Here is a 26,210-nt window from a genome sequence, read left to right as displayed (position 1 = left end):
TTTAACTACTCAAATTAGCCTTTTACTGCACCCAACATAATTCCTTTTACAAAATATTTTTGGAACATTGGGTAAATAAACATGATTGGTAATACGACGACGACTGAAACAGTCATACGAATAGATGTCGGTGTCTGAGTTGTCGCTGCCGACGCCACACTCGATACAACTCCCCCTGAGTTTCTCACTAAAGAAGCTAAAGAGCTTGCTTGATTAATGTAGGTGTATAATAAATATTGTAACGAATAAAGGCTTTGATCTGTGATATAAATCAGCGTATCTTGGAATGAATTCCATTGAGCAACCGCTGAGAAAATAGCTACCGTTGCTAAAATTGGTGTACAGTTTGGCAAAATTACTTTGAAGAATACTTGTAAAATATTAGCGCCATCCATTTCAGCTGCTTCCTGCAATGATTTAGGAATTGATTCGATATAGGTCTTCACTAAAATGATATTAAAAGGTTGGACAATCGCTGGTAGGATATATACCCAAAAGCTATTCGTCAGTCCAAGATTTCTCATCGTGATAAACATTGGAATCAACCCAGCATTAAAGTACATCGTAATGATGATAAAACGATACCAAAACTTACGTTTCCAAAGTTTTTCTTGAGTGAACATAAAGCCTAAAAATGCTGAAGCTAAGACAGTAGCTGCTGTTCCTAAAACCGTTCTAGCAACGGAAATTGCAGCTGCAGAGTACAAACCATTTAACTGTAGGACTTGCTTATAATTCTCAAAATGGATTCCTTCTGGGAAAAAACGAATGGCTCCAAGTGCACTAAGTTCGTTATTACTGATTGAATTTATAATTAAGTAATAGAAAGGATAAGCGCATATGATGGTGATAATCCCGAAAAATAAATAGTTTACAATATTAAAACCAACTGTTTCTTTAGAAGGCTTTTTATGTTTCCGTTGCTTTTTTTTGTTCTCTTTCATAGACAATTCCATTTTCTCACCTCCTAAATGATGGACGATCCGCGAATTTTTTTAGAAGCAAAGTTAACGATTACAAGTAGCGCCACACTAATCAAACTCTTCAACATGCTAATAGCCGTCGCTAATGACAAACTGTTGCCGCCTAGTCCTAGATTGTATACATATAAATCTAACACTTGAATATTTTCACTGTTAAACGCATTCTGAAAAACAAAATACTGATCCATCCCATTGTTTAATAAGTTGGCAATCGAAAGCATCAACATGACTAGGTAAGTTGGCATAAGTGCTGGCAAAGTGACATTGCGCATTAATTGGAAACGATTGGCGCCGTCGATTCGAGCTGCTTCATAAAGTTCAGGGTCGATGCCGGAAATTCCCGCCAGATACATAATGGCACCCCAGCCAAGACCTTTCCAAAGGTTCCACAGACACATCATTAACCAAGTGTGGCTGTTGCTGTCTAAAATTTTAAGGGGTTCAACAATGACGCCCCAATCTAAAAGTAATGAGTTCAACAGTCCGGTTGTTGAAAATAAACTAAAAGCAATTGTATAAACAAGTACCCAACTGATAAAATTTGGTAAGGTGGTGAGTGTCTGTACAATATTTTTAAACCACTTGCATTTGATTTCATTTAAAAATATCGCAAAGGCAACTGGGAAAATAGAAGTGGCAATACCTAAGAAACTCATCGCAAAAGTATTTTTCATTACTTGGAGAATTTGACTCACTTGTGTTGGATTGGATACCAACATATTAAACCATTTTAAACCGACAAACTCACTGCCCGACAATCCCAAAGCTGGCCGATAATCATATAATGCATAAATCCAGCCGTGTAATGGAAAATAAGCAAAAAGAAAAACTAAAATTAAGAAGGGTATAATCGTTAAAAACATGATTTTTCCTTCTCGGTTAGCCCTTTTTTTAGCTTTTTTCCGGCTCTTCAACTGAACCTCCATAACAATACCCCTTTTCTTGTAAACGTTTTATTTTCTATATCATAGCATTTAAAAGCGGTTCTTCCACCGGACAAAAGAGTATCTCCTTACCCTACAAAATAGACTTCTTTTTAACCAAAACCTGTCAATTTTAAATAAGAAGCCCGATGGATAGCGCTTTCTTGATTGTTTTATCAACTTTTAACAAATTTTGTATTCTACCTTTTATAATGTAAAATACAACTATCTTATAAGAAGGACTGATGAGCATGATTACTTTTAATCCTAATAGTCAATTTTTTAAAATTACAACGACAGCAGCACAATTTATCTGTTTAAATGTCATTTACATTCTATCTTGTTTACCAATTATTACGATTGGTATAGCCACAACGGCGCTTTATGATGTAACCTTAGATTTTGCAGATCACGAAAGTGGCTATCTAATTAAAAACTATTTCAGAAGTTTTAAAACCAATTTCAAAACTGCCTTAAAGCTATTCCCTTTTTATCTGATCCCGTTGGTGGCTTTAACTTTTAGTGCATTCTTCTGGTTTTCTTTTGAAACGACTTTAGGGACAGTTATTGGCATGCTAGCAGGTCTTGTTAGCCTATTTCTTTTTTTAGCATTTCTGATTAGTTGTGGCTTAACTGCTAAGTACCAAACCTCAACCAAACAAACCCTGCAAAACAGCCTACTGCTAGTGATGGCTCATCCAATGAAAAGCTTAGGGATTTTACTGATTCCATTGACGATGTTTTTATTGGCCTTCATAATACCGGGGTTCAGTTATTTCATTTTGTTTTTAGGCTTTTCATTTTCAGCCTATTGCGGAGCCTTTTTACTCCTATCAATTTTTGCTAATCATAGATAGGTCTGCACTATGAAAAACAGATGGAGCAAACTCAACTTAAGCCAGTATTCAATTAAGTTTCAATTGTTTATTATTTATATCCCAATAATCTTTTTAGCCACACTAATTATCGGCGGCTTACTAATCTTAGATTCCACTAGACAGCTCAGTCAGAGCTATCAAGACTTGGCTGTTTCAGATGCTCAACGAGTCCGCTCTGTGATTTTTGAGCGCACCAGCTCCTTAAAAAATGATGTTGCAAGTTTATCGACAGATACAGAGCTCCGGTCATTCCTGAGTCAAGACTATGAATCAGAGACTGCTGCTCGAGAATCTTTAAGCCAATATGATGCCTTAACAAAACTAAAACAGCAGGATACTTCCATTTCATCAATTCGGATTTATACTACGAATTTGACAATTCCTGATTATCAAAATTTTGCTCAAGCAACAACGGAATTGCAGGCGTCCGAATGGTTCAAACAAGCTACTGTCACACCTGACTCCTTTTGGAAAACTACCCAAACATCTGATGGTAATTTTTCCTTATTGACGATTTATAAGCAGCTGCCGCTTCCCCTCTCTGATTATCAGGCAGTCGTGGAAATCGTTGTGGATTATAATTTTTTGCGTAATCGCATTAATAATTCTGATTACACCAATCAGATGTCTTTAAACCAAGATGTCTTATTTTACAGCGACCACATTAATGACTTGGGGACCAATCCATTTGAGGAGCTAAAAGCCCAATCTGAAATAATTAATACTCAGTTTGCAACGATTGGTAACAGAGAAAATGTTTTGCTGGCTACCACAACTTTGGATTTAGGCAATCAATCGGATCAAATCCACATTTATTCAATGGATTTTAACGCATTTGGCAATCTGCGTAATAATATTTTCAAATGGTCGAGTGTTCTACTACTGACACTTTTGACAACAGCGATTATCATCATCATCTTTGCTAATATTTTTGCCCGCAGAATTAAAAAACTGCAATCGGCAGTTTATCACGCTTCGATTGAAGACTACCAATTTTTTCAAAATATTTCAGGGAATGATGAAATTTCTAAAATCTCCTTGGACTTCCTTAAGATTATCCAACATATTAAACAAAATGAAGAGGCCATTTTCCAATCGCAATTGCATGAACAAGAACTACTGACGCAACAAAAACAAATGGAATTCAGTGTACTCTCCAGCCAGATAAATCCACATTTTTTATTTAATACGTTAGAGACCATTCGCATGACCGCTTTAAAAAATCAAGATAAAGCCGCCGCCCAATCGATTAAATTACTATCAAAATCCATGCGCTACACCTTAGATAGTCAAGGCAAAAGACAGACCACTTTGGCCGAGGAATTGGCGGCAACTAAACTGTATGCCGACATTCAAAAATTGCGTTTTGGCGATCGCGTAAATTTGGAAATTAACGTGGCAGATAATCTTGATACTGAAGGAATTCGCTTACTACCGCTATTAATTCAGCCGTTAGTTGAAAATGCGATTTCCCATGGTTTGGAGGGGCTAACTACCACTGGCCACATTCAACTGACCATCACTAGAGACGCCAATTACTTGATTATCCAAGTGACAGATAACGGCATTGGCATTTCACCTGAACGCCTGATTGAAGTCCACAAAAAAATTGCTGAAAATGATCTCGGCAATGCGCAAAATATTGGATTAAGAAATGTGAATAGCCGCATAAAAAATTATTATGGAGCAGAATGCGGCCTGACAATTACTAGTCAAGTTGGTGTTGGCACGACAGTTACTTTGAAAATTAAATCAACAATGGAGCATTAAAAAAAGCTACCTTATAGGCTTCAGTCGATAATTTCCTTCTCTTTGAAATTTATCTACTATATTAGCCTATCGGTAGCTTTTTTAATTTCCATTTATTTTACCGCAATCAACTTCACCCCAAAAGGTTCTAACTCGACATCACCACCACAAGCTTGACCAGCCAGTAAATCAGTCCCGTTGAAAGGCAGTGTAGCTGCAACAGTTTCATTACGATGATTCAAAACAAATTTCAAAACTTGATTGTCTTTGATTCTTGTTTTGACTTCAATGCCCGCTGGTAAAATTAATTCGGGAATATCTAAGTCAGCTAGGATTAAATCAAACAATTCTGTCATGCCCGCCTCTGATAACATGGTACCCACGTAATAGGCTGCACCTTTGGCAAATTGATTGCGAGTGATTGCCGGAGTGTCTTGATAGAATTCACCCTTACCATAATTAGCAAGCGTTTGGGCCCCTTTCGGATGGATAATATCACAAAGCATGCGACAATCCTGTTGCCTTCCATCTTCAAAGACGACTTGATAATGCGTTTCTGGTGGCAGTGCGTCAAATTCCTCCACCCAGATTCCTAATAATTCCTTCAATGGTCCCGGATAGCCACCTAAATGAACATTATCTGATTGACTGACAATCCCGCTCATCATGGTGGTCACAAAAGTTCCACCAGCAGTAACATATTTTTCAATCTTTTTAGCACTTGCTTCTTCAATCATATATAAACAAGGTGCCAGCAATAAATCATATTTTTCGTAATCGCCATCAATCGGTACCAAATCAACATCGATGTTACGGCGATACAATTCTTGATAATAATGATGAATTTGTTCGACATATTTTAATTCAATTGTCGGACCACTAGTATATTCTAGTGCCCAATAGTTTGACCAATCAAAAATGAGTCCTACTTTGGCTGGTGTAGTTGCCGTTAAGAAGCTGTCACCAAGTTGAGCCAGTTCACCGCCTAATTCAGCAACTTCCTTAAAGACTCTTGTATGTTCATTACCGACATGGTCAATCACAGCCCCATGGAATTTTTCGCAGGCGCCTTTTGAGCGACGCAATTGGAAATATTGAATCGTGTCTGCACCGTGAGCGATGGCTTGATAGCTCATATTTTTCATTTGCCCTGGGCGTTTTAAAGAATTATAAGGCTGCCAATTTTGTTGACTTGGCGTTTGTTCCATCAGCATAAAGGGCTGACCATTTTTCAAGCCCCGCATCAAGTCATGACACATCGCTGTATAGCTTGCCGGCGTATTGTAACTCGGGTAACTGTCCCAAGAAACAAGATCCATTTCTTTGGCCCATTTAAAATAATCTAAACCTTTATACGTGCCCATTAAATTTGTCGTAATTGGCGTTGTTGCATCGAATCTGCGGATTTGATTTTTTTCATCGACAAAATTTTGTAGCATTGAATCAGACATAAAGCGGCGATAATCAATCGAAATTCCAGCAAAGGCTGTTTTTTCAGTACCAATCGCATCGCCTAAGGCATTAGGCGCAACAATTTCCTCCCAGCTATAAATTTTATGACTCCAAAAAGTCATGTTCCAAGCATCATTTAAATTTTCTAACGTTTGATATTTTTTCTTCAGCCACACGCGAAAAGCTTTTTCACAATTTTCGCAATAACATTCTCCGCCATACTCATTGGAAATATGCCAGCAAGCTACCTCAGACAAATCACCATAGCGCTCTGCCAACTTTCCAGCCAAAAGTGGACTGTATTTTCTAAAGGTCGGACTATTGGGACAAGCATTGTGGCGATGGCCAAATTTATGCTGCCGTCCTTCAAAATCAACCCGATTAACATCAGGATAACGACGGCTCATCCAAGCCGGCAATGCCGCTGTCGAAGTCGCCAATACAATCTGATAATTATGTTTTTTAAGCATCTCCATGATGTCGTCCAATTGTGAAAAATCATATTCTTCTTCACTAGGCTGCAGCTGGGCCCAAGAAAAAACATTGACAGTCGCCGAATTAATCGAAGCCAAGTCAAACATCCGCATATCTTCTGTCCATACTTCCTTAGGCCATTGCTCAGGATTGTAGTCGCCACCAAACAAAACTTTTTTAAATGTCATAATAAACCTCCAGCTATTTTTTCTCATTTTAACACGCTTACATGGTAGAATAGTAGTAAATAAAAAAGACAAAATATCATAAAACGAAACAATTGGAGGCGTTGATTTTGCGCTATAGTTTTAATCAAAAGGACCGCAGCTTACCACTCTTTGTCGACAGCTTTGGCACTAACTGGCAGCAGGAACAGATTCAGCGGCCTAAAGGATACCCTTATGTCCATTGGCTTTTCTCTGAAAAAAGTAGCGGCACCGTGTTGATCGACAATCAAAAAATTAATTTACCAGTTGGTACCAGTATTTTAATCAACCAAGCGATTCCTCATGACTACTATCCAAATGACGCTTGGGAAACAGCCTACTTTACTTTTGGTGGCGCTCTGATTTCTGAAATTATGACTCTGCTTGGCTTTGGCAACTATCTAGTAATTTCCGAAAATGCGATTGATGTTGAAAATTTTGTCAGTCAATTAGCAGCAGAAATTGAAAAAGATACTTTAACGACGCCGTTAAAAGTATCTGGTATGATTTATTCTTTTTTGATGCTGATTAAAGAGTCCACCTTAGCTGAATCAAGTCATTATTCAAAATATCATGACTTGATTCAACCTGTGGTCCATTATATAAAAAAACACTACGCTGAAGATATTCGCAATGAAGAGCTTGCCCAATTAATTGGCTACAGCCCTCAATATTTAAATCGGCTTTTTAAAGATGTCTATCAGACTTCCCCAAATCAATATCTGCTTGAGTATCGGATGCAAAAGGCCAAAGAATTATTGGCCAACGAGCCGTTACTAACCATCCAAGAAATCAGTGACGCCACTGGCTTTAGCAATGCCAGTCACTTTATTGCACTTTTTAAACGAAGCGAACAGGTGACGCCGAAGAATTTTCGACGGTATTATCACAGTTGAAAGAAAAGAAGCTATGACTTTAGCTTGAACAAAAAGGATGTCTCTAAGTGAAACTTAATGAAAACACCTAAATCCCACTGAAGGTTTACTAAGTAGCAAAACCAAACCTTAAGAGTTCCCTCTGTATAACTTATGTCATAGCTGTAACTTTTTTATTGGAGGTTTCGACCATTTTCTTGAATTACTTTTTGATACCAATAGAAGCTGTCTTTGGGAATACGCTCCAAACTTCTTTCCTCATGCTCGTCCCGATCAATATAGACAAAGCCATAGCGTTTTTTATAGCCATTTAACCAACTTAATAGATCTGTAAAGGACCATGCACAGTAACCAATAATTTCAACGCCATCGGTAATTGCCTTGCGTAGCTCCACTAAATGTTTTTCCAAATAATCAATCCGATATTGATCGTGAACCTTTTTATCGGCCGTGAGTTGATCGATGGCGCCAAGACCATTTTCGGTAATAAAAATCGGCAAGTCGTATCGGGCTTGAATTCGTCTTAGAGCTACTCTGAAACCAACTGGATCAATTTCCCAGCCCCAATCAGTCTTTTCCAAATATGGATTGGCGACACTGTTAAACATCGGAACTTCTGGCGAGACTGCCTGCTCTTCTTTCGGCTGCATCAAATAAGGATCAGTTTTTGAAAATTCTTTTTCCTCCTCAATGGGCGCTTCAATCCGATTCGTCTTGGCAGTACCGCCATGATAATAATTAATTCCTAAAAAATCCGGTTTCACAGATGCCAGAAGTTTGGCATCCTCTGCGGTCACCTCTGGGGCAATTTCCAATTGTTTTAATTGCTTCATCACAAATTTAGGATATTTCCCAAAGCAATACACCGACAACCACCAATCATTATTAAAGGCCTCACCATTTTCTGCCGCCAGTACATCTTGCGGATCAGCTGTTAGTGGATACATTGGTCCATAACCAAAGCTGGGACCAATTAAACCTTCTGGCACCATCTTGCGAAAAAGCTTAATCGCTTCAGCATTTGCTAAATTGACAATATGGCTGGCAGCATACATTCGTTTAACATCGGTTACTGCTGGTGGATGCGCCGCCCAGCGATAGCCTAAAGAAATAAAGACATTTTGTTCATTCATCGTAACCCAATACTTTACTTTTTTTCCCAATCGTTCAAAGAGAGCTTGGCAATATTTTTTGAAAGCCGCGACAGTTTTGCGGGATTCCCAACCACCGTACCGTTCCTGTAATGCTTGAGGTAAATCCCAATGATATAAAGTCAAGACTGGTTCCACTTGATTTTCAATTAATTCATCGACGAGAGCTTCATAAAAATCCAATCCCGCCTGATTTACTTCACCGTCGCCATCAGGAATAATTCGGCTCCAAGCCACACTAAAACGATAAGCTTTCAAGCCCATCTTTTTCATCAATGCGACATCTTCTTTATAATGTCCATAATGGTCTACAGCAACTTCCCCATCCGTTCCTTCAAAAGTTTTCCCAGGTATTTTTACAAAATCATCCCAAATAGAAGGCCCTTTGCCATCTTTATCCCATGCGCCTTCAACTTGATAAGCCGCCGAAGCTGCTCCCCATAAAAATTTTTCCGGAAAAGCATCTAATGTCTTGTGATACATGTTCATCCCCCGTTCTTTAGCTTAACTTTAGCACAAGCTTTTTTGAACTTATTCAAGAAAATTAACCTAAAATAATAGAATTTGAAACTATTTTCCAGACTAAAAAAACGCTATATAAATAACGCTAATTTGTACAGTAACACATCTAATTTCTCCATCTTTTTTATTAGTGAATCATGCTATGATTCACACAAAAAGGAGGCGTTTTTATTTTGAAATATAAAAATCCAATTCTATCAGGTTTTTATCCAGATCCCAGCATCTGCCGTGTCGGCGAAGATTACTATTTAGTCACCAGTTCCTTTGAATATTTTCCTGGCTTGCCTTTATTCCACAGTCGGGATTTAATCCATTGGCAGCAATTAGGTCACTGTATTTCCCGCAATAGTCAACTAACACTTTCTCATAAAGTTCCAAATGGCTTTGGTTTGTATGCACCGACCATTCGACATCACAATGGCCGTTTTTACGTTATTTGCACAAATGTATCAGAGGGTAATTTTACATCAGGAAACTTTGTTATTTGGACAGACGATATTCACGGAGAATGGTCCGACCCGATTTGGATTGATTTACCCGGAATTGATCCTTCTTTATATTTCGAAGGTGACAAAGCCTTTTATGTGGGTACCCACAAAACAATTTATCTTTGCGAGCTGGATTTAACTACAGGTGCAACCGGTCCTCGCCATGAATTATGGCAGGGCATTGGCGCTGCTGATCCGGAGGGTCCGCATCTTTATAAAAAAGGCGATTATTATTATTTAGTAATTGCCGAAGGTGGGACATCTTTTGGGCACATGGTGACGATTTCCCGTAGTAAAAATATGTTAGGACCTTATGAAGCTTACGCTGAAAATCCGATTTTAACGAATCGCAGTTTGCAAAATCCGATTCAAGCAGTCGGTCATGCAGATTTAATTGAAGATCATTTAGGAAATTGGTGGGGGGTCTGCCTCGGTATCCGCACAATTGGCACCTTCACACCGAAACATTTACTGGGTAGAGAAACCTTTTTATTCCCAGTTGATTGGTCAGGAGCATGGCCAATTTTAGGCAACAATGGCAGCCTCTCATTAGAAATGGAGGCAACTGGTCTACCGGAAAAAGTATTTCCTAGTCAGCCAGCAAAAACAATTTTTTCAAAACAGGGCGTCGATGCAACTTGGAATTATTTATACGAACAAGATGATGTTCATATTTTTACAGATGAACAGGGGCTGAATCTCTTGGGAACCGCTGAAACTTTAAACTCCGAAGCTGGTCTGACTTGGTTAGGCCGTCGCCAAACAGCTTTTCATTTTTTTGCTAAAGCGAAATTCATTTTGCCACAAATGCAGGATGGCACTGAGTTTGGTTTAAGTATTTTTCTTAATCGACAGCATCATTATGAAATTGCGCTACAACAAGATGAGCCCACAGCCATTATCTTCAGACAAACCGTTAGTATTTTTGATAAGATGACAAAGGTTACTGAAGATCCACTGATGGCTGGTACCCCTTACTTTTTAGAAATTCGTGGCGATAAAAAACTCTATCAATTTTTTGGTGGTACAGAAGAAAATTCTCTACAAAAAATTGGCGAGGCAACCACGGTCAATTTAACAACAGAGGTTGGCGGCTTATTTACCGGACCTTATCTAGCCTTATACGCTACTGGAAATGGGAAAGAATCAGTGACCCCAATTGTGTGCGAATGGTTTGACTATCAAGAATTAGATTAAAAGAATTGCTTCTGAGAACTCAACTCTCAGAAGCAATTCTTTTTATCGACATTTTACAATACTATTCCTCTGCTAGCTCCCGCAACTCATGACTCAACTCGCTTGTCGCTGAATAAACTTTCCGATACTCTTGATAAATTTCTTGATAAGCTGCGACATTTTCTTGAATTGGAAAATGTGACTGTTTATATGCCACAAATACTTCTGCACAAGCTTTCAAGTCAGCAAACCAATTTAAGCCAATAGCGGCTAGCATGGCTGCCCCTAGTCCTGGCCCTTGTTCGGAGACCAGACTGGTTACTTCTGCATTAAAAATATCTGCTTGCATCTGCAGCCAATCGGCATTCTTAGCGCCGCCACCAACTGAAATAATCTTTTCGAATTTGCGACCTGCTACCTCCTCCATCAAGACCTGTGAGTCCTTCAAAGAAAAAGTAATGCCCTCCAATACGGCTCGGGTGAAATGATTAAAGGTGTGCTGATCATCCATCCCGATGAAGCTGCCGCGAATTTTGCCATCGACATGGGGTGTCCGTTCACCGCTAATATAAGGCGTGAACAATAATCCAGCTGCTCCGACTGGCACATCATGGACGCCCTTTAGTAACTCATCAAAGGATAAACCTGCAGCGAAAACCTCTTTAAACCAGCTAAGGCTATGGCCTGCTGCTAAAGTTACACCCATTGAGTAATAACTATCTTTTTGAGCGTGATTAAATAAATGGAGTTTCCCTTGGTAGTCTTGGTCAGCGGAATTTTCATAGGACAAGAAGACACCTGAAGTTCCGATGCTAGCCATGCCGATACCTTCTGCCAAAATTCCTGATCCAACTGCAGCGCAAGCATTATCTGCACCGCCAGCAAAAATTTTGACTTCTTTGCTAAAGCCAAATTGTTCTGCTAATTCTTTTTTCAAGAGACCCGTCATTCCTGATGATTCAATTAATTGCGGCAATAAATCCTTCGAAATAGCAAACTTCTCTAGAATCGCCGGTGACCACTGTTTTTCTTTAATATCCAAAAGCAATGTTCCGGCTGCATCAGAATAATCCATATGAATTGTATCTGTCAGCCAATAGCCAAGATAATCTTTTGGCAGCATTAAATGGCGTACCTGTTGCCAAATCTCTGGTTCATTTTCCTGCACCCATAAAATTTTAGGTAGAGTAAAGCCTTCTAAAGCAATATTTTTCGTAATTGCTAACAACTCTGTTCCAAATTCTGCCATGATTTTCTGACATTGTTTCGTGGTTCGTACATCATTCCACAAAATGGCATTGCGCAACACTTGTTTTTCTTCATCTAATAGAACTAAGCTGTGCATCTGTCCCGAAAAACTAATGCCTACTAGCTCTTCTGTAAAATCAGCCACTTCACTTTTTAAACTTTCAAAAACAGCGCTACAGGCTGCAACCCAATGCTGCGGATCTTGCTCACTGTAGCCAGAAGCCGGTTGAATTAATGGATAATCTTGGGCTGCCGTGGCAACTACCTCGCCGGCCTGATTCATCAAAAGGCCTTTTAGTGAGCTCGTGCCTAAATCAATTCCTAATACGTAGGGCATTTTTTGTACCTCCTAGCTCGCTTTGTTTTTATTATAAATATCAAATGCAACAGCTAGTAATAGTACTAAGCCTTTGATTGCTTGTTGCCAGTCAACCCCAATCCCTAGAAGAGACATTCCATTGTTAAGAACACCCATTACAAGTCCCCCAACAATAGCACCTAGAACTGTTCCTACACCTCCGTAGGCTGATGCTCCCCCAATATAACAAGCTGCAATGGCGTCTAGTTCAAACCCATTTCCCGCTGTAGCAGTCGCCGCATTCAGACGAGCAGAAAAAATTAGTCCCGCTACTGCTGAAAGAAGCCCCATGTTCATAAACATAATGAACTTTATTTTTCTAGTTTTTATACCTGATAAGGCAGCAGCTTTTTCATTCCCACCAGTAGCGTATACATAACGTCCTATGGTAGTTTTATTTGTGATGAAGCGATAAATCATTACTAAAACAGCCAGTATGATTAACACATTGGGAAATCCTTCATATGAAGCCATTACATAGGTAAAAAGTCCAAGTAAGACTAAAACCAACACCAATTTAACAACAAACATTCCCTTTGATTCTACTGGAAATCCATAAGTGATTTTTTTATTTCGAGATTTAAATGAAAAAAAGACAAATAGACAAGCAATTATTAAACCAATTATTAATGAAAATAAATGTACGCCGCCATTTCCCAAAGGATCTGGCAGAAAACCAGAGCTTAATAATTGAAAACTCTCAGGAAAAGGAGCCAATGACTTTCCATCTAATACAACAATAGTCAGGCCTCTAAAAATAAGCATCCCTGCTAAAGTAGCAATAAAAGCCGGAACTTTAACAAACGCTACCCAAAATCCCTGAAAGGCTCCGATAGCTGCACCGATCAATAAACATAATAGTATCGCTATAGGCGTAGAAAGCCCCATATTAATTGTAAATATTGCTGACAATGCCCCAGTGAAGGCTGCTATTGAGCCAACTGACAAATCTATATCACCTAAAATAATTAGTATCACCATTCCAATTGCCAAAATTAGAATGTAACTGTTTTGCAATATTATATTGGTAATATTTAAGGGTCTTAATAAGACTCCATCCGTCATCACTTGGAACACTATCATGATGATTGCTAAGAAAAAATACATGCTGTATTTTTGAAAACTATTTTTTAGAATATCTAAAATACCTTCTGATTTATCTGACTTGGCAATTTTTTTCGCTTCCATCTTATACCCCCGCTTTATTTGTCATGCTTTCCATTAATATTTCTTGATCTGCATCCTTTTTAAGAATCTCTCGTGTAATCTTTCCTTCATTCATTGTATAGATACGATCACAGATTCCTAATATCTCTGGTAATTCCGAAGAAATCACACATATACCTTTACCGGCTTTTGCCATTTCTTGAATTATTGTATAAATATCATATTTAGCACCTACATCAATGCCCCGTGTTGGTTCATCCAGGAAAAGAATATCTGGTTCAGCTAGCATCCATTTCGCTAGTACAACTTTTTGCTGATTTCCTCCACTGAGACTTCCGACTTTTTGAAAAATATTATTACTTTTTATCCTCATTTTTTCTTTGTAGTATTCAGATTTAGTAATTTCATCATTTTCATTAATGACAGTCGCTTTAGATAATTTATTCAAACTTGCCATTGATATATTCTGATTAATATCTTCAATCAAGACCAGTCCATTTCCTTTGCGATCTTCAGTAGCATAGGCAAGACCATTGTCAATTGCTTGCTTTACATTACTTAGATGCAATACTTTTCCTTCTTTTTTTATAGTGCCGGAAATCTTGCTTCCGTAGCTTTTTCCGAAAATACTCATTGCTAATTCGGTTCTTCCAGCACCCATCAGTCCTGCAATGCCAATAATTTCACCCTTTCGGATATAAAAACTCGCATCATCAATAATCTTTCTATCTTGATGAACAGGATGATAAACATTCCAATTATTCACCTCAAAGTATTTTTCACCAATAGAAGGTTCATAATCAGGATATCTATTTTCTAAATCACGTCCTACCATCCCTTTAATAATTCTATTTTCTGTTAATTCACCAGAATCTTTCTTAATGGTTTCAATTGTTTTCCCATCTCTTAAAATTGTTACTGAATCCGCAACCTCCATTATTTCATTGAGTTTGTGGGAAATTATAATACAGGTGATACCTTGTGCTTTAAATTGCAGTAATAGTTTCAACAAATTTGCACTATCATCTTCGTTCAATGCTGCCGTTGGTTCGTCCAGAATTAACAAGCGTACTTCTTTTGAAATTGCCTTCGCTATTTCAACAAGTTGTTGCTTCCCAACTCCTATATTAGTAACCAACGTTCCGGGATTTTCGCTTAAGCCAACAAGTTTTAGTAAGATTTGTGCTCTTTCAAATGTTTGATCAAAATCTACAATATTATATTTTTTTATTTCGTTTCCTAAAAAGATATTTTCTGCTATAGATAAGTAAGGTATTAATGCTAATTCTTGATGGATAATAACAATTCCCTTTTTCTCACTGTCTCTGATATCCTTGAATTTACTCTCTTCACCGTCTAAAAAAATATTTCCAGTGTAATCTCCATATGGATAAACACCACTCAAGACTTTCATTAAGGTAGACTTTCCCGCCCCATTTTCTCCACACAACGCATGAATCTCACCACGTTTCACTTTGAAACTTACATCATCTAAGGCTTTTACACCCGAAAATTCTTTAGTAATATTTTCCATTTCTAGAATATAATCAGTCATAACTCTCCTCCAACTTTAAGAATATTATATAAGCCAGGTCTAGACCTGGCTTATATATCAGAGCTTATTCAACATCAGAAGCTGTTAGATACCCACTATCAATCAAAATTTCTTGGTAGTTATCTTTATCTACTGCAACTGGTTCTAACAAATAGGTTGGGACATTTTTGACATTATTGTTATAAGTCTCCGTATCGTTAACTTCTACTTCTTCACCCTTAATAATCTGATCAACCATTCTTGCTGCAACATCTGCTAACTCTTGTGTATTCTTAAAAACTGTCATAGTTTGGCCGTCTGAGATAATTGACTTAACTGATGCCGCTTCCGCATCTTGACCAGTGATTATGGGCATTGGGCGATCAGAACTACCATATCCAACTCCTTTTAAAGAAGAAACAATCCCCATGGCTACAGCATCATTTGGTGCCAAAACTGCATCAACAGTTGCATCTGTATAAGAAGCACTTAACAGATTATCCATTCTGGCTTGTGCTGTAGCACCATCCCAGTTCTTAATAGCAATTTTGTTAAAATCTGTTTGTCCACTTTTAACAACAAGTTTTCCGCTATCAATGTATGGCTGTAAAATTGACATTGCTCCATCGAAAAAGAATCTAGCATTGTTATCATCCGGTGCTCCACCAAATAGCTCGATGTTAAAAGGTCCTACTTCATTTTCCAAATCTAGACTATCAACAATATACTGTCCTTGCAAAACGCCTACTTGAAAATTATCAAATGTACAGTAATAATCAATACCATCCGCATTCATAATCAATCTGTCATAAGCAATAACTGGAATGTCTTGGTCTTGTGCCTTAGAAACAACATCCGTTAATGCTTCACCGTCAATCGAAGCGATTACAATTACATCCACACCTTTAGTAATCATATTCTCAATTTGAGATACTTGTGTTGGCACACTATCTTGAGCGTATTGAATGTCGGTTGAATAACCATTGCCTTCAAGTTGTTCAACCATGTAGTCCCCATCTTTTTCCCATCTCTCAAGTGCCTTTGATGGCATTGCAATCCCAATCGTACCATTTTCTCCAGATCCTGAACTATCCGAAGTTCCACATGCCCCTAAACTAATTACGGTCGCACCTAGTAAAGCACTTGCTAAAAATTTTTTTAACCCCATTCTCATTTCCCCCTTAGACTAAATAATCATTCAAACGTGACTTGACAACTTCCAAGTGGCTAGATTCATTCGTAATATCATCATGGGCCAAGGCATAGGTGGTCAAACTTTCTAAATCTTCTTCGTCTGCAACAATTTTTGCGCCGATACCGGTCGTATAGCTGGCATAACGTTTTTCTTTCAAATCATCAAAGAAGCGATCTTCCTTCAAAGCAGCCGCTGCTTTCAACCCGCGGGCAAAAGTGTCCATTCCGGCGATATGAGCCAATAATAAATCATCCATTGCGAAAGAAGAACGACGTACTTTTGAATCAAAATTGATACCGCCAGGTGCGATACCGCCATTTTCTAAAATTTCGTACATAGCTAGGGTCGTATCATAAATATTTGTTGGAAATTCATCTGTATCCCAACCTAATAAAACATCCCCTTGGTTGGCATCGATTGAGCCTAACGCATCATAATCTCTGGCAACATTTAACTCGTGTTCAAAAGTATGTCCAGCCAAAGTTGCGTGGTTAGCCTCTAAGTTCAATTTGAAATCATTTTCCAAACCATGTTTTTGAATGAATGCCATCGCCGTTGCTGCATCAAAATCATACTGATGTTTTGATGGTTCCATTGGTTTTGGTTCAATTAAAAATTGTGGCTTGTGGCCAATTTTTTCTCCATAAGCAATTGCCATTTTAAATAGCCGAGCAATGTTGTCCTGCTCAAATTTCATATTGGTATTTAGCAGTGATTCATATCCTTCCCGGCCGCCCCAGAAGACATAATTTTCGCCGCCGAGTTTTTTACTGACATCCAACCCTTTTTTCACTTGAGCTGCTGAGTAGGCAAAGACTTCTGCATTATTTGAAGATGCCGCACCATTCACAAAACGCGGATGGCTAAACATGTTTGCTGTGTTCCATAATAATTTAATGCCAGTTTGATCCATTTTTTCTTTAATTAAATCCGTAATCTCATCAATATTACTGAAAAATTCTTCTAACGAATCGCCGGCTGGTGCAATGTCGACATCGTGGAAGCAAAAATATTCGACATCTAATTTAGTTAAAATTTCAAAGAAGGCTTCAACACGATTACGAGCAGTATCCATCGGTGTTTCTCCAAACCAAGTCCGTTGATTGACTGGATCACCAAATGGATCAGAACCATCTTGAGTCATGGTATGCCAATAAGCAACGGCAAAACGCAAATGCTCCTTCATAGTTTTCCCCATAATTACTTCTTCAGGATTGTAGTGACGGAAGGCAAATAAATTCTCTGTTGTTTTTCCTTCGTATTTAATTTTTTCGACATTTGGAAAGTAATGCATTTTTTTATCCCCCTCATAAATTTACACTTGATTTAAGTTTGTTAGTTCGTTAAACTAACTTACAAGAACAATATATTTGATTCGTCAATAAAAGTCAAGCGCTTTCAAAAAATAATTGAAGTTTTTTTCAAGCAAATCATTTATACTTAAAATAACTAATGTTTCGAAATTATTACTATAGCAATCTAAAATTATTATCGTCAAATATTTTAACTAAAAAATACTTTCCGCTTAGGAGAATGTTCTATCATATTTTTAGTTTATCCTGAGTTGTGATATTATTCATGACTCATAATAAAAAAGGAGTGATTCCAGTGATTTCTACAAAGTACACAATGCGGGAGCAAAACGAAGCCAGTATTTTATCTGAAATAATAAATAGAAAAGAAGTTTCTAGAGCAGAGCTTGCTGTATCGACTAAGCTTAATAAAGCATCTGTTTCAGCAATTACTAAAGACTTAATTGACAACGACCTTGTAGTCGAAACAAGAATTGGTAACGCTTCAATAACTGGTGGAAGAAAGCCTACCTTATTAACTTTTAACGGTAAATCAGCTATAGTGATTGCAATAGATATTGGTATAGATTATATAGAATCTATGTTAGCTTTTATTGATGGAGCAATTATTGACACTACAAAAGATAAACACATTAGTATTACAAAGGAAAATGTTTTAGAGTATCTAGAGAAAACAATTGATGGTTTTTTAAAATACTCAGTAGAAGCACCTCACGGTATTGTTGGAATCACCATCGCTATTCATGGCTTGGTTGAACATAATCAAATTGTCTTCACACCATATTATGATTTAGACCAAATGGATCTTCATAATGAACTAAGTAGCAAATATGACTTCCCTGTATTTATTCAAAATGAAGCCAATTTAGCTGCAATGGGAGAATACACTTTTACTTCCGAATCTAAAAGGCTTTTTAGTATCAGCATCCACAGCGGTGTAGGTGGCGGAATTGTTGAGAATGGTGAACTATGGCTCGGGCAAAATGGTAAGGCCGGAGAAATAGGTCATTCAATTTTATTTCCTAATGGTAAAATTTGCCCATGTGGTAATCACGGCTGCTTGGAACAGTATATTTCTCATAAGGTTCTATATGCAAAGCTGGCAGAGTATGACAGACACTTGACTAGAATCAATTCAGACTTAATCAAGAAAATGTTTTTTGACGGCGATCCATATGTGAGAAAGCTACTGAAGGAGAATGTGGAGTTGTTAAGCATTGGTATTAATAATGTCGTCATGCTCTTTGATCCTGAGATTGTTATTATTAATAGTTCCGTATATAGAAAAATACCCGAATTAGTTGATTTGTTGAAAACTAATTTGAAAAGTAATTATTCAAAAAACATCATTTTAAGAAATACAACTCTTGATGATCGTGCCACTTTATTTGGAGGCTTTGCAGTTTCCGCTCAAAAATTTTTGAATATCCAAAATTTGAAAATAATTTGCCCACAATACCAAGAATAATTTAAGTTTTTTTACGGAAGTAATGCTTTCTCTCTATTTATCATGCCATAGATGCAATACAAATGAAAATTGGACAGTTTGAGAGGTATCATAGTAAGTATCTTCTTTAATTGAGATACAAGAGAATTAAAAACACTTATTTCAAATGAAAACTAGCCCCAGCCAATCCTTTTCAGATTAGTTGGGGGCTGGTTATACTTTATTCTTTGAAAAAGTCTCCGTAGCCATCAATTGTTTCACCGTCGTAATAGCGCAGCAGTTCGTCAATAGTCAGCTGCTTTTCTTCTGTCTCTTCTTCTTTAGGAAGATGCTCTTGGCGATAGATTGCATAGGCTTCGGCCAATTTGCGAAAAACGGCCTGGCGTGACTCCCCTTCTGCTGCGATAAAAGGCAGTTGGCGGATATATGCGCTAAACTTCGTCTTGCCGTCAATCATTTCAATTGGCAGTTCGATCACCTCTAAATCAACTTCTTTAAATAGTTCATCGTACATTTCTGTCTTCCTCTTTTACACTAAGCCTTGAGCCAACATTACTTTAGCAATTTTGGCGAAACCGGCAATATTAGCCCCAGTTAATAAATCATCTTTGTGGGAATATTTTTCAGCGGTTTCTTTACACGTTTTATAAATAGTAGCCATCGTCTGGTCGAGCTGCTGATCAACTTCTTCAAAACTCCAGTTTAAGCGTTGGCTGTTTTGGGCCATCTCTAAAGCTGAGACTGCAACGCCACCAGCATTGGCTGCTTTGCCGGGACAGTATATAATGTCCGCTGCTTGGATTTTTTTTACAGCTGTTAACGTTGTAGGCATATTAGCGCCTTCGCCGATGATTTTAACGCCATTGGCAATTAAAATATCTGCGTGGTCTTCATTGATTTCATTTTGTGTTGCACAAGGCAAGGCAATATCAATATTGCTGCGACAATTCCAAACACTGCCTTCAAAATATTGAGCTTGTGGGCGAGCTTTTTGATATTCAGTTAAGCGCTGGCGTTTTACTTCTTTAATTTCCTTCAGTAAAGCTAAATCAATGCCCGCTTCATCGACAATATAACCATTGGAATCTGAGCATGTAATAACCTTGCCGCCATATTCCTGTACTTTTTGAATCGCATAAATGGCAACATTGCCGCTGCCGGAGACTTGAACTGTTTTACCTTCAAAGGAATCTTGGTGTTCTTTTAGTAGATGTTTGACAAAATAAACCAAACCATAGCCAGTTGCTTCTGTCCGCACAAGGCTGCCGCCGTAGTCTAACCCTTTGCCAGTTAAAACGCCGGCCTCTGCTCCCCTCAGACGGCGATAAGTACCGTATAAATAGCCAATTTCTCGACCACCCACGCCGATGTCACCGGCGGGAACATCCAGCGACGGACCGATGTGACGATACAATTCTGTCATGAAGCTTTGGCAAAAGCGCATAATTTCGCTATCAGATTTTCCTTTGGGATCAAAATCACTCCCGCCTTTACCACCGCCAATCGGCAGACCAGTCAGACTGTTTTTAAAAACTTGTTCAAATCCGAGAAATTTTAAAATGCTTAAATCAACGGTTGGATGAAAACGCAGACCACCTTTATAAGGGCCAATCACCGAATTAAATTGGACACGAAAGCCACGGTTAACCTGCCAATTTCCTTGATCGTCTTGCCAAGGCACTCGGAATTGAATAATCCTTTCCGCCTCTACCATCAGCTCCACAATATTTTTTTCCAAATATTCGGGATGGTCTTCTAAAAAGGGCACGATACTTGGTAAAAATTCTTCTAAAGCCTGTAAAAATTCCGGCTGGTGGGCATCCTTGGCGATTAATTTTTCTTGTAAAGCTGCAATTGCTTGGGAAGATTGTGACATCTGATTTCCTCGTTTCCGCTAATTATTTTGGGCAACAAATGCCCTTCACTAAACTTTACACTATTCTTTTTTTGTAAGCAATTTCAGCAGGCCGAAATTTAAAAAAATATTCTTCTATAAGGATTGCGATGTAAATTTTTTCAAAATGATTTTATGCATGCATTTCTTGTATAAATAGGATTAAACGTATATTTAACTGAATTATTTTACTTTTTATGTATATTTATTTACTTTTCTCTTGCATCCCATTGAAAAGGGTGTTATGATACTTTCATCAAAACAAAAGCATTAAGGGGAGAAACAATCATGAAAGAAAAAGTAATTTTAGCGTACTCCGGTGGTTTAGACACCTCCGTATCAATTAAATGGCTCGTTGATGAAGGTTATGATGTCGTTGCCGTTTGTCTGGACATCGGCGAAGGAAAAGATATTGATTTTATTAAAGAAAAAGCTTTGACTGTTGGCGCTAGCGAATCTTACGCAATTGATGCTAAAGAAGAATTTGCCAAAGATTTCGTTTTAATTGCCTTACAAGGCCACACATATTACGAAGGAATTTACCCATTGGTTTCTGCTTTAAGCCGGCCTTTGATTTCTAAAAAATTAGTTGAAATCGCCCATCAAACCGGCGCAACAACAATTGCCCATGGCTGTACTGGTAAAGGGAATGACCAAGTTCGTTTTGAAGTGGCGATTGCCGCTTTAGATCCCAACTTAAAAGTTATTGCTCCAGTGCGGGAGTGGAAATGGTCACGGGAGGAAGAAATTGCTTACGCTGCTGAAAAAGGTGTGCCAATCCCTGCTGATTTAGACAATCCTTATTCAGTTGACCAAAACTTATGGGGCCGGGCTTGTGAATGTGGAATTTTAGAAAATCCGTGGGCAACGCCGCCAAAGGGTGCCTATGAAATTACCGCTGAGTTGGAAGACACACCTGATACCGCAGACATTATTGAAATTACTTTTGAACAAGGGGTGCCAGTAGCCTTAGATGGCAAAGCCTTTGAGTTATATCCTTTGATTCAAGAATTAAATGAAATTGCCGGTAAGCATGGTGTTGGTCGGATTGATCACATTGAAAATCGGTTAGTCGGCATTAAATCTCGGGAAGTTTATGAATGTCCCGGTGCGGTAACGTTAATCGCTGCCCACAAAGCGTTGGAGGATTTGACTTTCGTACGGGAAGTGGCCCACTTCAAACCAACGATTGAAAATCAATTGAGCCAAACGATTTATGATGGCCTTTGGTTTAATCCATTAACAGATGCCTTGATTGCCTTCTTAAAATCAACTCAAGTCTATGTAAATGGTGTTGTGCGGGTGAAATTATTTAAAGGCAACTGCATTGTTGAAGGTCGGAAGTCTGACAACAGCTTATATGATGAAAACTTGGCTACTTATACTTCTGCGGATACCTTTGACCAGGATGCTGCAATTGGCTTTATCAAACTGTGGGGCCTACCGACAAAAGTTAATGCTGAGGTGCAAAGCAAACTAAAAGCTGACCAAGCAGTCCCTAATGCTTAATCTGAAATAATTTGGCTGATGCAACTGATGTGAGGCAAACTTTTCCGAGAGAAAATAATTTTGTCCGTTGACATCTTGATTTACTTTTAGTGAGTTTCTTTTCTTATCAAGTAAGAAATAAGGAAACCAGTAAATCGCCAATTTTTAATTTAGCAGTTTACTTAAGTGAGGAGTCTATTTTCTAAAAATTAAAGGCTTCCTGTAACTGCTCTCCCCTAGAAATACGGAGGCTGTGACATTAGTTCAAACAGAACCGAACGCTGCGAAGATTAGTTAGTACAAGCAGCTAGATATTGAAAATTTACTTCAGTGGACTCAGTTGACCTCAGAAGCAAATCAATATAGTTCGACGGATTATCTGTTAAAAAGACTAGTGTCATAGCCTCTTTTTTACGAGAAAAATTACTTTCTCCGCTTTTTAAAAGCATTTTTTGATATACTGGAAAAAAAGAAGAGGTGACCAATTTATGGCAAAAGTTTGGGGCGGCCGTTTTGAAGGCCAAAGCGAAGCATGGATTGATGAGTTCGGCGCATCGATTCCCTTCGACCAAAAATTAGCAAAACAAGATATTACTGGCTCTTTAGCCCATGTGAAAATGCTGGCTCATACGGGAATTATTACTGAGGCTGAGGCTGCAGAAATTACGAAAGGCTTAAAAGCTGTTGGAAAAAAACTGGCAGATGGCGAATTGACCTTCGCCATTGAAAATGAAGATGTTCATTTAAATATTGAAAAATATTTAACCGAAGAAATCGGGGCTGTCGCTGGCAAACTTCATACTGCCCGCAGTCGCAATGATCAAGTGGCGACGGATATGCATTTATATTTAAAAGAAATCGTCAAGGAAGTCGTGGAAAAAATTCATTTTTTCCGAAAAGTCTTAGTCCATCAAGCTGAGGAAAATATCGAAACGATTATGCCCGGCTATACTCACCTGCAGCATGCCCAACCGATTTCCTTTGGTCATCACATGATGGCTTATTACGGCATGCTGACGAGAGATCAGGAACGTTTTGCTGAAAGCCTGAAACGGATTGATATTTCGCCTTTAGGTGCAGCTGCTTTGGCCGGCACAACCTTTCCAATTGACCGGGAATTTTCGGCGAAAGAACTCGGCTTTGCCAATATTTATACCAATAGTCTTGACGCCGTCAGCGATCGGGATTTTATCCTAGAATTTTTAAGCAATTCATCGATTATGATGATGCATCTCTCGCGTTTTTGCGAAGAAATTATTTTATGGACCAGCAACGAATTTAAATTCGTTGAATTGACGGATACTTTTTCCACCGGTAGCTCGATTATGCCTCAGAAAAAAAATCCCGACATGGCGGAATTAATTCGCGGTAAAACCGGTCGGGTCTATGGTGACTTATTTGGTCTGTTGACGGTGATGAAGGGTTTGCCGCTAGCTTATAATAAAGATTTGCAAGAAGACAAAGAAGGCATGTTTGACACGGCTCATACTATTTTGACTAGCTTAGATATTATGGCGGGCATGGTGGATACATGGAAATTAAACAAAGCCCACATGGCAGAATCTACTGAAAAAGATTTCTCCAACGCCACTGAACTGGCAGATTATCTTGCAGCTAAAGGTATGCCCTTTAGACAAGCCCATGAAGTGGTCGGTAAATTAGTTTTGGCCTGCACAAAAAAAGGCATCTACTTGCAGGATGTGCCCTTGACTGAGTATCAAGAGATTACACCACTAATTGAAGAAGATATTTACGATACGCTTTCCTCCAAGACAGCTATCACCCGCCGCCATTCCTTAGGCGGCACCGGCTTTGATCAGGTGCAAGCACAAGTCGCTTTAGCTCATCAACAACTAGCTGACGAAGAATAAATTTTTTATGTTGGTAGTTGCAATAATAAATTCATAAGCTTCTTAAGGAATCCTTAATACAACTTCACAAAAAGGTTACACTTTCTTAGGCTCACCTTAAGTTTTGCATTGTATTATAAATACATACCAACAAACAACCCTAAAAAACACTTTTTCATTTTTAACTCCTTGCCCGCCAGCCACCCACTGGCGGGTTATTTTTTTGCCGCAAAAAAATACGAACTACTAATAGTCCGCATTTTTTATTGGTGATTAATTTAAGCGGCGCCCCAAACTTCTTCAGTGATTTCTTTAATCAGCTGCAGTTTCTTCCACTGATCTTCTTCGGTAAGAATATTGCCTTCTTCGGTTGAGGCAAAGCCGCATTGGGGGGAAAGGCTGATTCGGTCGAGGTCAACATATTTGGCGGCCTCGTGAATTCGATTGATGATGGTTTCCTTGTCTTCTAATTTGCCATCTTTACTGGTGACTAGGCCGAGAACTACAAATTTATCTTCAGGAAGATGGCGCAATGGTGAAAAATCCCCAGAGCGTTCATCGTCAAACTCTAAAAAGAAGGCATCGGCATCTTCTTGGCCAAATAAAACTTCACCGACTGGTTCATACCCACCAGAAGTGGCCCAGGTCGAATGGTAATTCCCCCGACAAATATGAGTAGTGATTTTCAAATCTTCTGGTAAATTTTGAATGCCCTCATTATTTAACTTCAAATATAATTCCTGCAAAGCACTGGTGTCGTATTCCCCGTTGGTCATCGTTTCCCAGAAATTTTTATCCACGAGCATGCCCCAAGTACAGTCATCCAACTTAACTTGGCGAGCACCTAAATCATACAGATGCCGCAGTGTTTCTTGGTAAGCTTTAGCGATATCTGCATATAAATCTTCCCGATTAGGATAGAAGCGATTGACCCAGTCTTCATTGTCTTCCCGAACTAATTCGGCAAATAATTGTGCTGGTGCGGGAATGCTTTGGCGAATTTTTTCTGGTGCAACTAATTTGGCTAAGGAAGTGAATTCCGCAAAAACCGAATGCTCGGGATTAAAGGCAATTTTTCCTGATAAGCGGGCAGAATCTGCTCGGGTTTCTTCGCCGTGGAATAGATAGCCTTGATCTCTGACAATATGTTCGACACCGTTAAAGCCCCAAAAGAAATCTAAATGCCAATAGCTGCGACGGAATTCACCATCACTAAAAACTTCTAAGCCGGCTTTTTTTTGTTTTTCCACCAAATCAGCAATGGCCTGATCTTCAACTTTCGTTAATTCTGCTTGCGTTAAATTGCCCGCTTCAAAAGCACTTCTCGCTTCCTTCAAAGCTTCTGGTCTTAAAAAACTACCGACGATTTCATAACGATTGACTGTTTTGCACATAATAAATTTCCTCCGATTTTTTTAGATTCGTGGACTCCATCAATAAAAAAATCCCTAGAAGAATTGTTCTTCTAAGGATGTCGTTGACATGGTACCACCTTAATTCGTAAAAGTTGCCTTTTACCTCTGCCAATACTTTAGCTGCTAAAATACTGGAATTTTCCTAACGAGGATTGCCCCGTGTGCTCCTTAACCTTGTCTCAGAACACCCGCTCAAAAGCCATTTTCAAATTTGCTGACTTCCACCTCTTTTCAGCTACCGAGGCTCTCTGTTGAAAACTGACAAATTTTACTTTCTTTCTCATTGCGTTTGATTATTCGTTTTTTTAATCTTACTTTAATTATTCTATTTCCGCAATCTAAAATAGGTTATTTGCCTATATGGATTTTTTATCTACGGTTATAGTTTTTGGCTATATAAGATTGCTTCGAATCATAATAGACA

Annotated in this window: 19 protein-coding genes and 1 other annotated feature; of the genes, 7 read left to right on the top strand and 12 right to left on the bottom strand. The window is 38.5% G+C overall.

What is annotated here, in order from left to right:
* Positions 1–14: 14 nt before the first annotated feature.
* A complete protein-coding gene (locus tag ORH16_RS08880) occupies positions 15–956 on the bottom strand; it encodes a carbohydrate ABC transporter permease (RefSeq protein WP_265458120.1) in 942 nt (313 codons plus the stop codon).
* An 11-nt stretch (positions 957–967) separates the two neighbouring features.
* A complete protein-coding gene (locus ORH16_RS08875; protein ID WP_416207848.1) occupies positions 968–1,909 on the bottom strand; it encodes an ABC transporter permease in 942 nt (313 codons plus the stop codon).
* 248 nt (positions 1,910–2,157) lie between these two features.
* Between ORH16_RS08875 and ORH16_RS08870 the strand changes: the two genes are divergently transcribed.
* The gene (locus ORH16_RS08870; RefSeq protein WP_265458116.1) at positions 2,158–2,763 is read left to right on the top strand and encodes a DUF624 domain-containing protein; all 606 of its coding nucleotides are present in this window, start codon (positions 2,158–2,160) and stop codon (positions 2,761–2,763) included.
* Positions 2,764–2,772: 9 nt separating this feature from the next.
* Positions 2,773–4,554, top strand: a complete 1,782-nt coding sequence (locus tag ORH16_RS08865; RefSeq protein WP_265458115.1) for a sensor histidine kinase — start codon at positions 2,773–2,775, stop codon at positions 4,552–4,554.
* Between the two features lie 92 nt (positions 4,555–4,646).
* On the opposite strand, the gene ORH16_RS08860 is transcribed toward ORH16_RS08865, so the two are convergent.
* The gene (locus ORH16_RS08860; protein WP_265458113.1) at positions 4,647–6,647 is read right to left on the bottom strand and encodes a beta-galactosidase; all 2,001 of its coding nucleotides are present in this window, start codon (positions 6,645–6,647) and stop codon (positions 4,647–4,649) included.
* 107 nt (positions 6,648–6,754) lie between these two features.
* On the opposite strand from ORH16_RS08860, the gene ORH16_RS08855 reads away from it, so the two are divergent.
* Positions 6,755–7,561, top strand: coding sequence for an AraC family transcriptional regulator (locus tag ORH16_RS08855; RefSeq protein WP_265458112.1), 807 nt, complete (start codon positions 6,755–6,757; stop codon positions 7,559–7,561).
* 152 nt (positions 7,562–7,713) lie between these two features.
* Here the strand turns inward: ORH16_RS08855 and ORH16_RS08850 are convergent, their stop codons facing one another.
* Complete coding sequence (locus ORH16_RS08850) at positions 7,714–9,174, bottom strand: glycoside hydrolase family 1 protein (RefSeq protein ID WP_265458110.1); 1,461 nt, start codon at positions 9,172–9,174, stop codon at positions 7,714–7,716.
* A 212-nt stretch (positions 9,175–9,386) separates the two neighbouring features.
* On the opposite strand from ORH16_RS08850, the gene ORH16_RS08845 reads away from it, so the two are divergent.
* Complete coding sequence (locus ORH16_RS08845; protein ID WP_265458109.1) at positions 9,387–10,898, top strand: glycoside hydrolase family 43 protein; 1,512 nt, start codon at positions 9,387–9,389, stop codon at positions 10,896–10,898.
* 61 nt (positions 10,899–10,959) lie between these two features.
* On the opposite strand, the gene xylB is transcribed toward ORH16_RS08845, so the two are convergent.
* The 5 genes from xylB to xylA form a co-directional block, all read right to left on the bottom strand.
* Positions 10,960–12,462, bottom strand: a complete 1,503-nt coding sequence (xylB, locus tag ORH16_RS08840; protein WP_265458107.1) for a xylulokinase — start codon at positions 12,460–12,462, stop codon at positions 10,960–10,962.
* Positions 12,463–12,474: 12 nt separating this feature from the next.
* Positions 12,475–13,671, bottom strand: coding sequence for a multiple monosaccharide ABC transporter permease (gene mmsB / locus ORH16_RS08835; protein WP_265458105.1), 1,197 nt, complete (start codon positions 13,669–13,671; stop codon positions 12,475–12,477).
* Between the two features lies 1 nt (position 13,672).
* Positions 13,673–15,205: a multiple monosaccharide ABC transporter ATP-binding protein gene (mmsA, locus tag ORH16_RS08830; RefSeq protein WP_265458103.1), complete on the bottom strand. Its 1,533-nt coding sequence runs from the start codon at positions 15,203–15,205 to the stop codon at positions 13,673–13,675.
* 64 nt (positions 15,206–15,269) lie between these two features.
* A complete protein-coding gene (chvE, locus tag ORH16_RS08825) occupies positions 15,270–16,358 on the bottom strand; it encodes a multiple monosaccharide ABC transporter substrate-binding protein (RefSeq protein ID WP_416207847.1) in 1,089 nt (362 codons plus the stop codon).
* A 7-nt stretch (positions 16,359–16,365) separates the two neighbouring features.
* Complete coding sequence (gene xylA, locus ORH16_RS08820; RefSeq protein WP_265458101.1) at positions 16,366–17,673, bottom strand: xylose isomerase; 1,308 nt, start codon at positions 17,671–17,673, stop codon at positions 16,366–16,368.
* A gap of 314 nt (positions 17,674–17,987) precedes the next feature.
* On the opposite strand from xylA, the gene ORH16_RS08815 reads away from it, so the two are divergent.
* Positions 17,988–19,160: an ROK family transcriptional regulator gene (locus tag ORH16_RS08815; protein ID WP_265458099.1), complete on the top strand. Its 1,173-nt coding sequence runs from the start codon at positions 17,988–17,990 to the stop codon at positions 19,158–19,160.
* A gap of 199 nt (positions 19,161–19,359) precedes the next feature.
* Here ORH16_RS08815 and ORH16_RS08810 read toward each other — a convergent pair whose 3' ends face one another.
* On the bottom strand, positions 19,360–19,653 hold the full coding sequence (locus tag ORH16_RS08810; protein WP_265458097.1) for a hypothetical protein: 294 nt from the start codon (positions 19,651–19,653) through the stop codon (positions 19,360–19,362).
* A 15-nt stretch (positions 19,654–19,668) separates the two neighbouring features.
* Positions 19,669–21,015, bottom strand: a complete 1,347-nt coding sequence (gene gdhA / locus ORH16_RS08805) for an NADP-specific glutamate dehydrogenase (protein WP_265458096.1) — start codon at positions 21,013–21,015, stop codon at positions 19,669–19,671.
* A 306-nt stretch (positions 21,016–21,321) separates the two neighbouring features.
* Between gdhA and ORH16_RS08800 the strand changes: the two genes are divergently transcribed.
* On the top strand, positions 21,322–22,542 hold the full coding sequence (locus ORH16_RS08800; RefSeq protein WP_322597295.1) for an argininosuccinate synthase: 1,221 nt from the start codon (positions 21,322–21,324) through the stop codon (positions 22,540–22,542).
* Positions 22,543–23,009: 467 nt separating this feature from the next.
* On the top strand, positions 23,010–24,392 hold the full coding sequence (argH, locus tag ORH16_RS08795; RefSeq protein WP_265458094.1) for an argininosuccinate lyase: 1,383 nt from the start codon (positions 23,010–23,012) through the stop codon (positions 24,390–24,392).
* A gap of 257 nt (positions 24,393–24,649) precedes the next feature.
* Here the strand turns inward: argH and ORH16_RS08790 are convergent, their stop codons facing one another.
* The gene (locus ORH16_RS08790) at positions 24,650–25,765 is read right to left on the bottom strand and encodes a 5-methyltetrahydropteroyltriglutamate--homocysteine S-methyltransferase (protein WP_265458092.1); all 1,116 of its coding nucleotides are present in this window, start codon (positions 25,763–25,765) and stop codon (positions 24,650–24,652) included.
* Between the two features lie 70 nt (positions 25,766–25,835).
* Positions 25,836–26,079: a binding site (T-box leader), on the bottom strand.
* Positions 26,080–26,210 lie beyond the last annotated feature (131 nt).

The sequence above is a fragment of the Enterococcus sp. HY326 genome (assembly GCF_026157065.1).
In the GTDB taxonomy this organism is placed as follows: domain Bacteria; phylum Bacillota; class Bacilli; order Lactobacillales; family Enterococcaceae; genus HY326.
This window is presented reverse-complemented; position numbering and strand designations above follow the sequence as displayed.

Bases quoted from the DNA above. Each gene is read 5' to 3' on its own strand.
- xylA (WP_265458101.1), bottom strand. From the start codon at position 17,673: ATGCATTACTTTCCAAATGTCGAAAAAATTAAATACGAAGGAAAAACA.
- ORH16_RS08865 (WP_265458115.1), top strand. From the start codon at position 2,773: ATGAAAAACAGATGGAGCAAACTCAACTTAAGCCAGTATTCAATTAAG.
- ORH16_RS08860 (WP_265458113.1), bottom strand. From the start codon at position 6,647: ATGACATTTAAAAAAGTTTTGTTTGGTGGCGACTACAATCCTGAGCAA.
- argH (WP_265458094.1), top strand. From the start codon at position 23,010: ATGGCAAAAGTTTGGGGCGGCCGTTTTGAAGGCCAAAGCGAAGCATGG.
- ORH16_RS08790 (WP_265458092.1), bottom strand. From the start codon at position 25,765: ATGTGCAAAACAGTCAATCGTTATGAAATCGTCGGTAGTTTTTTAAGA.
- ORH16_RS08850 (WP_265458110.1), bottom strand. From the start codon at position 9,174: ATGTATCACAAGACATTAGATGCTTTTCCGGAAAAATTTTTATGGGGA.
- ORH16_RS08800 (WP_322597295.1), top strand. From the start codon at position 21,322: ATGAAAGAAAAAGTAATTTTAGCGTACTCCGGTGGTTTAGACACCTCC.
- mmsB (WP_265458105.1), bottom strand. From the start codon at position 13,671: ATGGAAGCGAAAAAAATTGCCAAGTCAGATAAATCAGAAGGTATTTTA.
- xylB (WP_265458107.1), bottom strand. From the start codon at position 12,462: ATGCCCTACGTATTAGGAATTGATTTAGGCACGAGCTCACTAAAAGGC.
- gdhA (WP_265458096.1), bottom strand. From the start codon at position 21,015: ATGTCACAATCTTCCCAAGCAATTGCAGCTTTACAAGAAAAATTAATC.
- mmsA (WP_265458103.1), bottom strand. From the start codon at position 15,205: ATGACTGATTATATTCTAGAAATGGAAAATATTACTAAAGAATTTTCG.
- ORH16_RS08870 (WP_265458116.1), top strand. From the start codon at position 2,158: ATGATTACTTTTAATCCTAATAGTCAATTTTTTAAAATTACAACGACA.
- ORH16_RS08875 (WP_416207848.1), bottom strand. From the start codon at position 1,909: ATGGAGGTTCAGTTGAAGAGCCGGAAAAAAGCTAAAAAAAGGGCTAAC.
- ORH16_RS08810 (WP_265458097.1), bottom strand. From the start codon at position 19,653: ATGTACGATGAACTATTTAAAGAAGTTGATTTAGAGGTGATCGAACTG.
- ORH16_RS08880 (WP_265458120.1), bottom strand. From the start codon at position 956: ATGGAATTGTCTATGAAAGAGAACAAAAAAAAGCAACGGAAACATAAA.
- chvE (WP_416207847.1), bottom strand. From the start codon at position 16,358: ATGAGAATGGGGTTAAAAAAATTTTTAGCAAGTGCTTTACTAGGTGCG.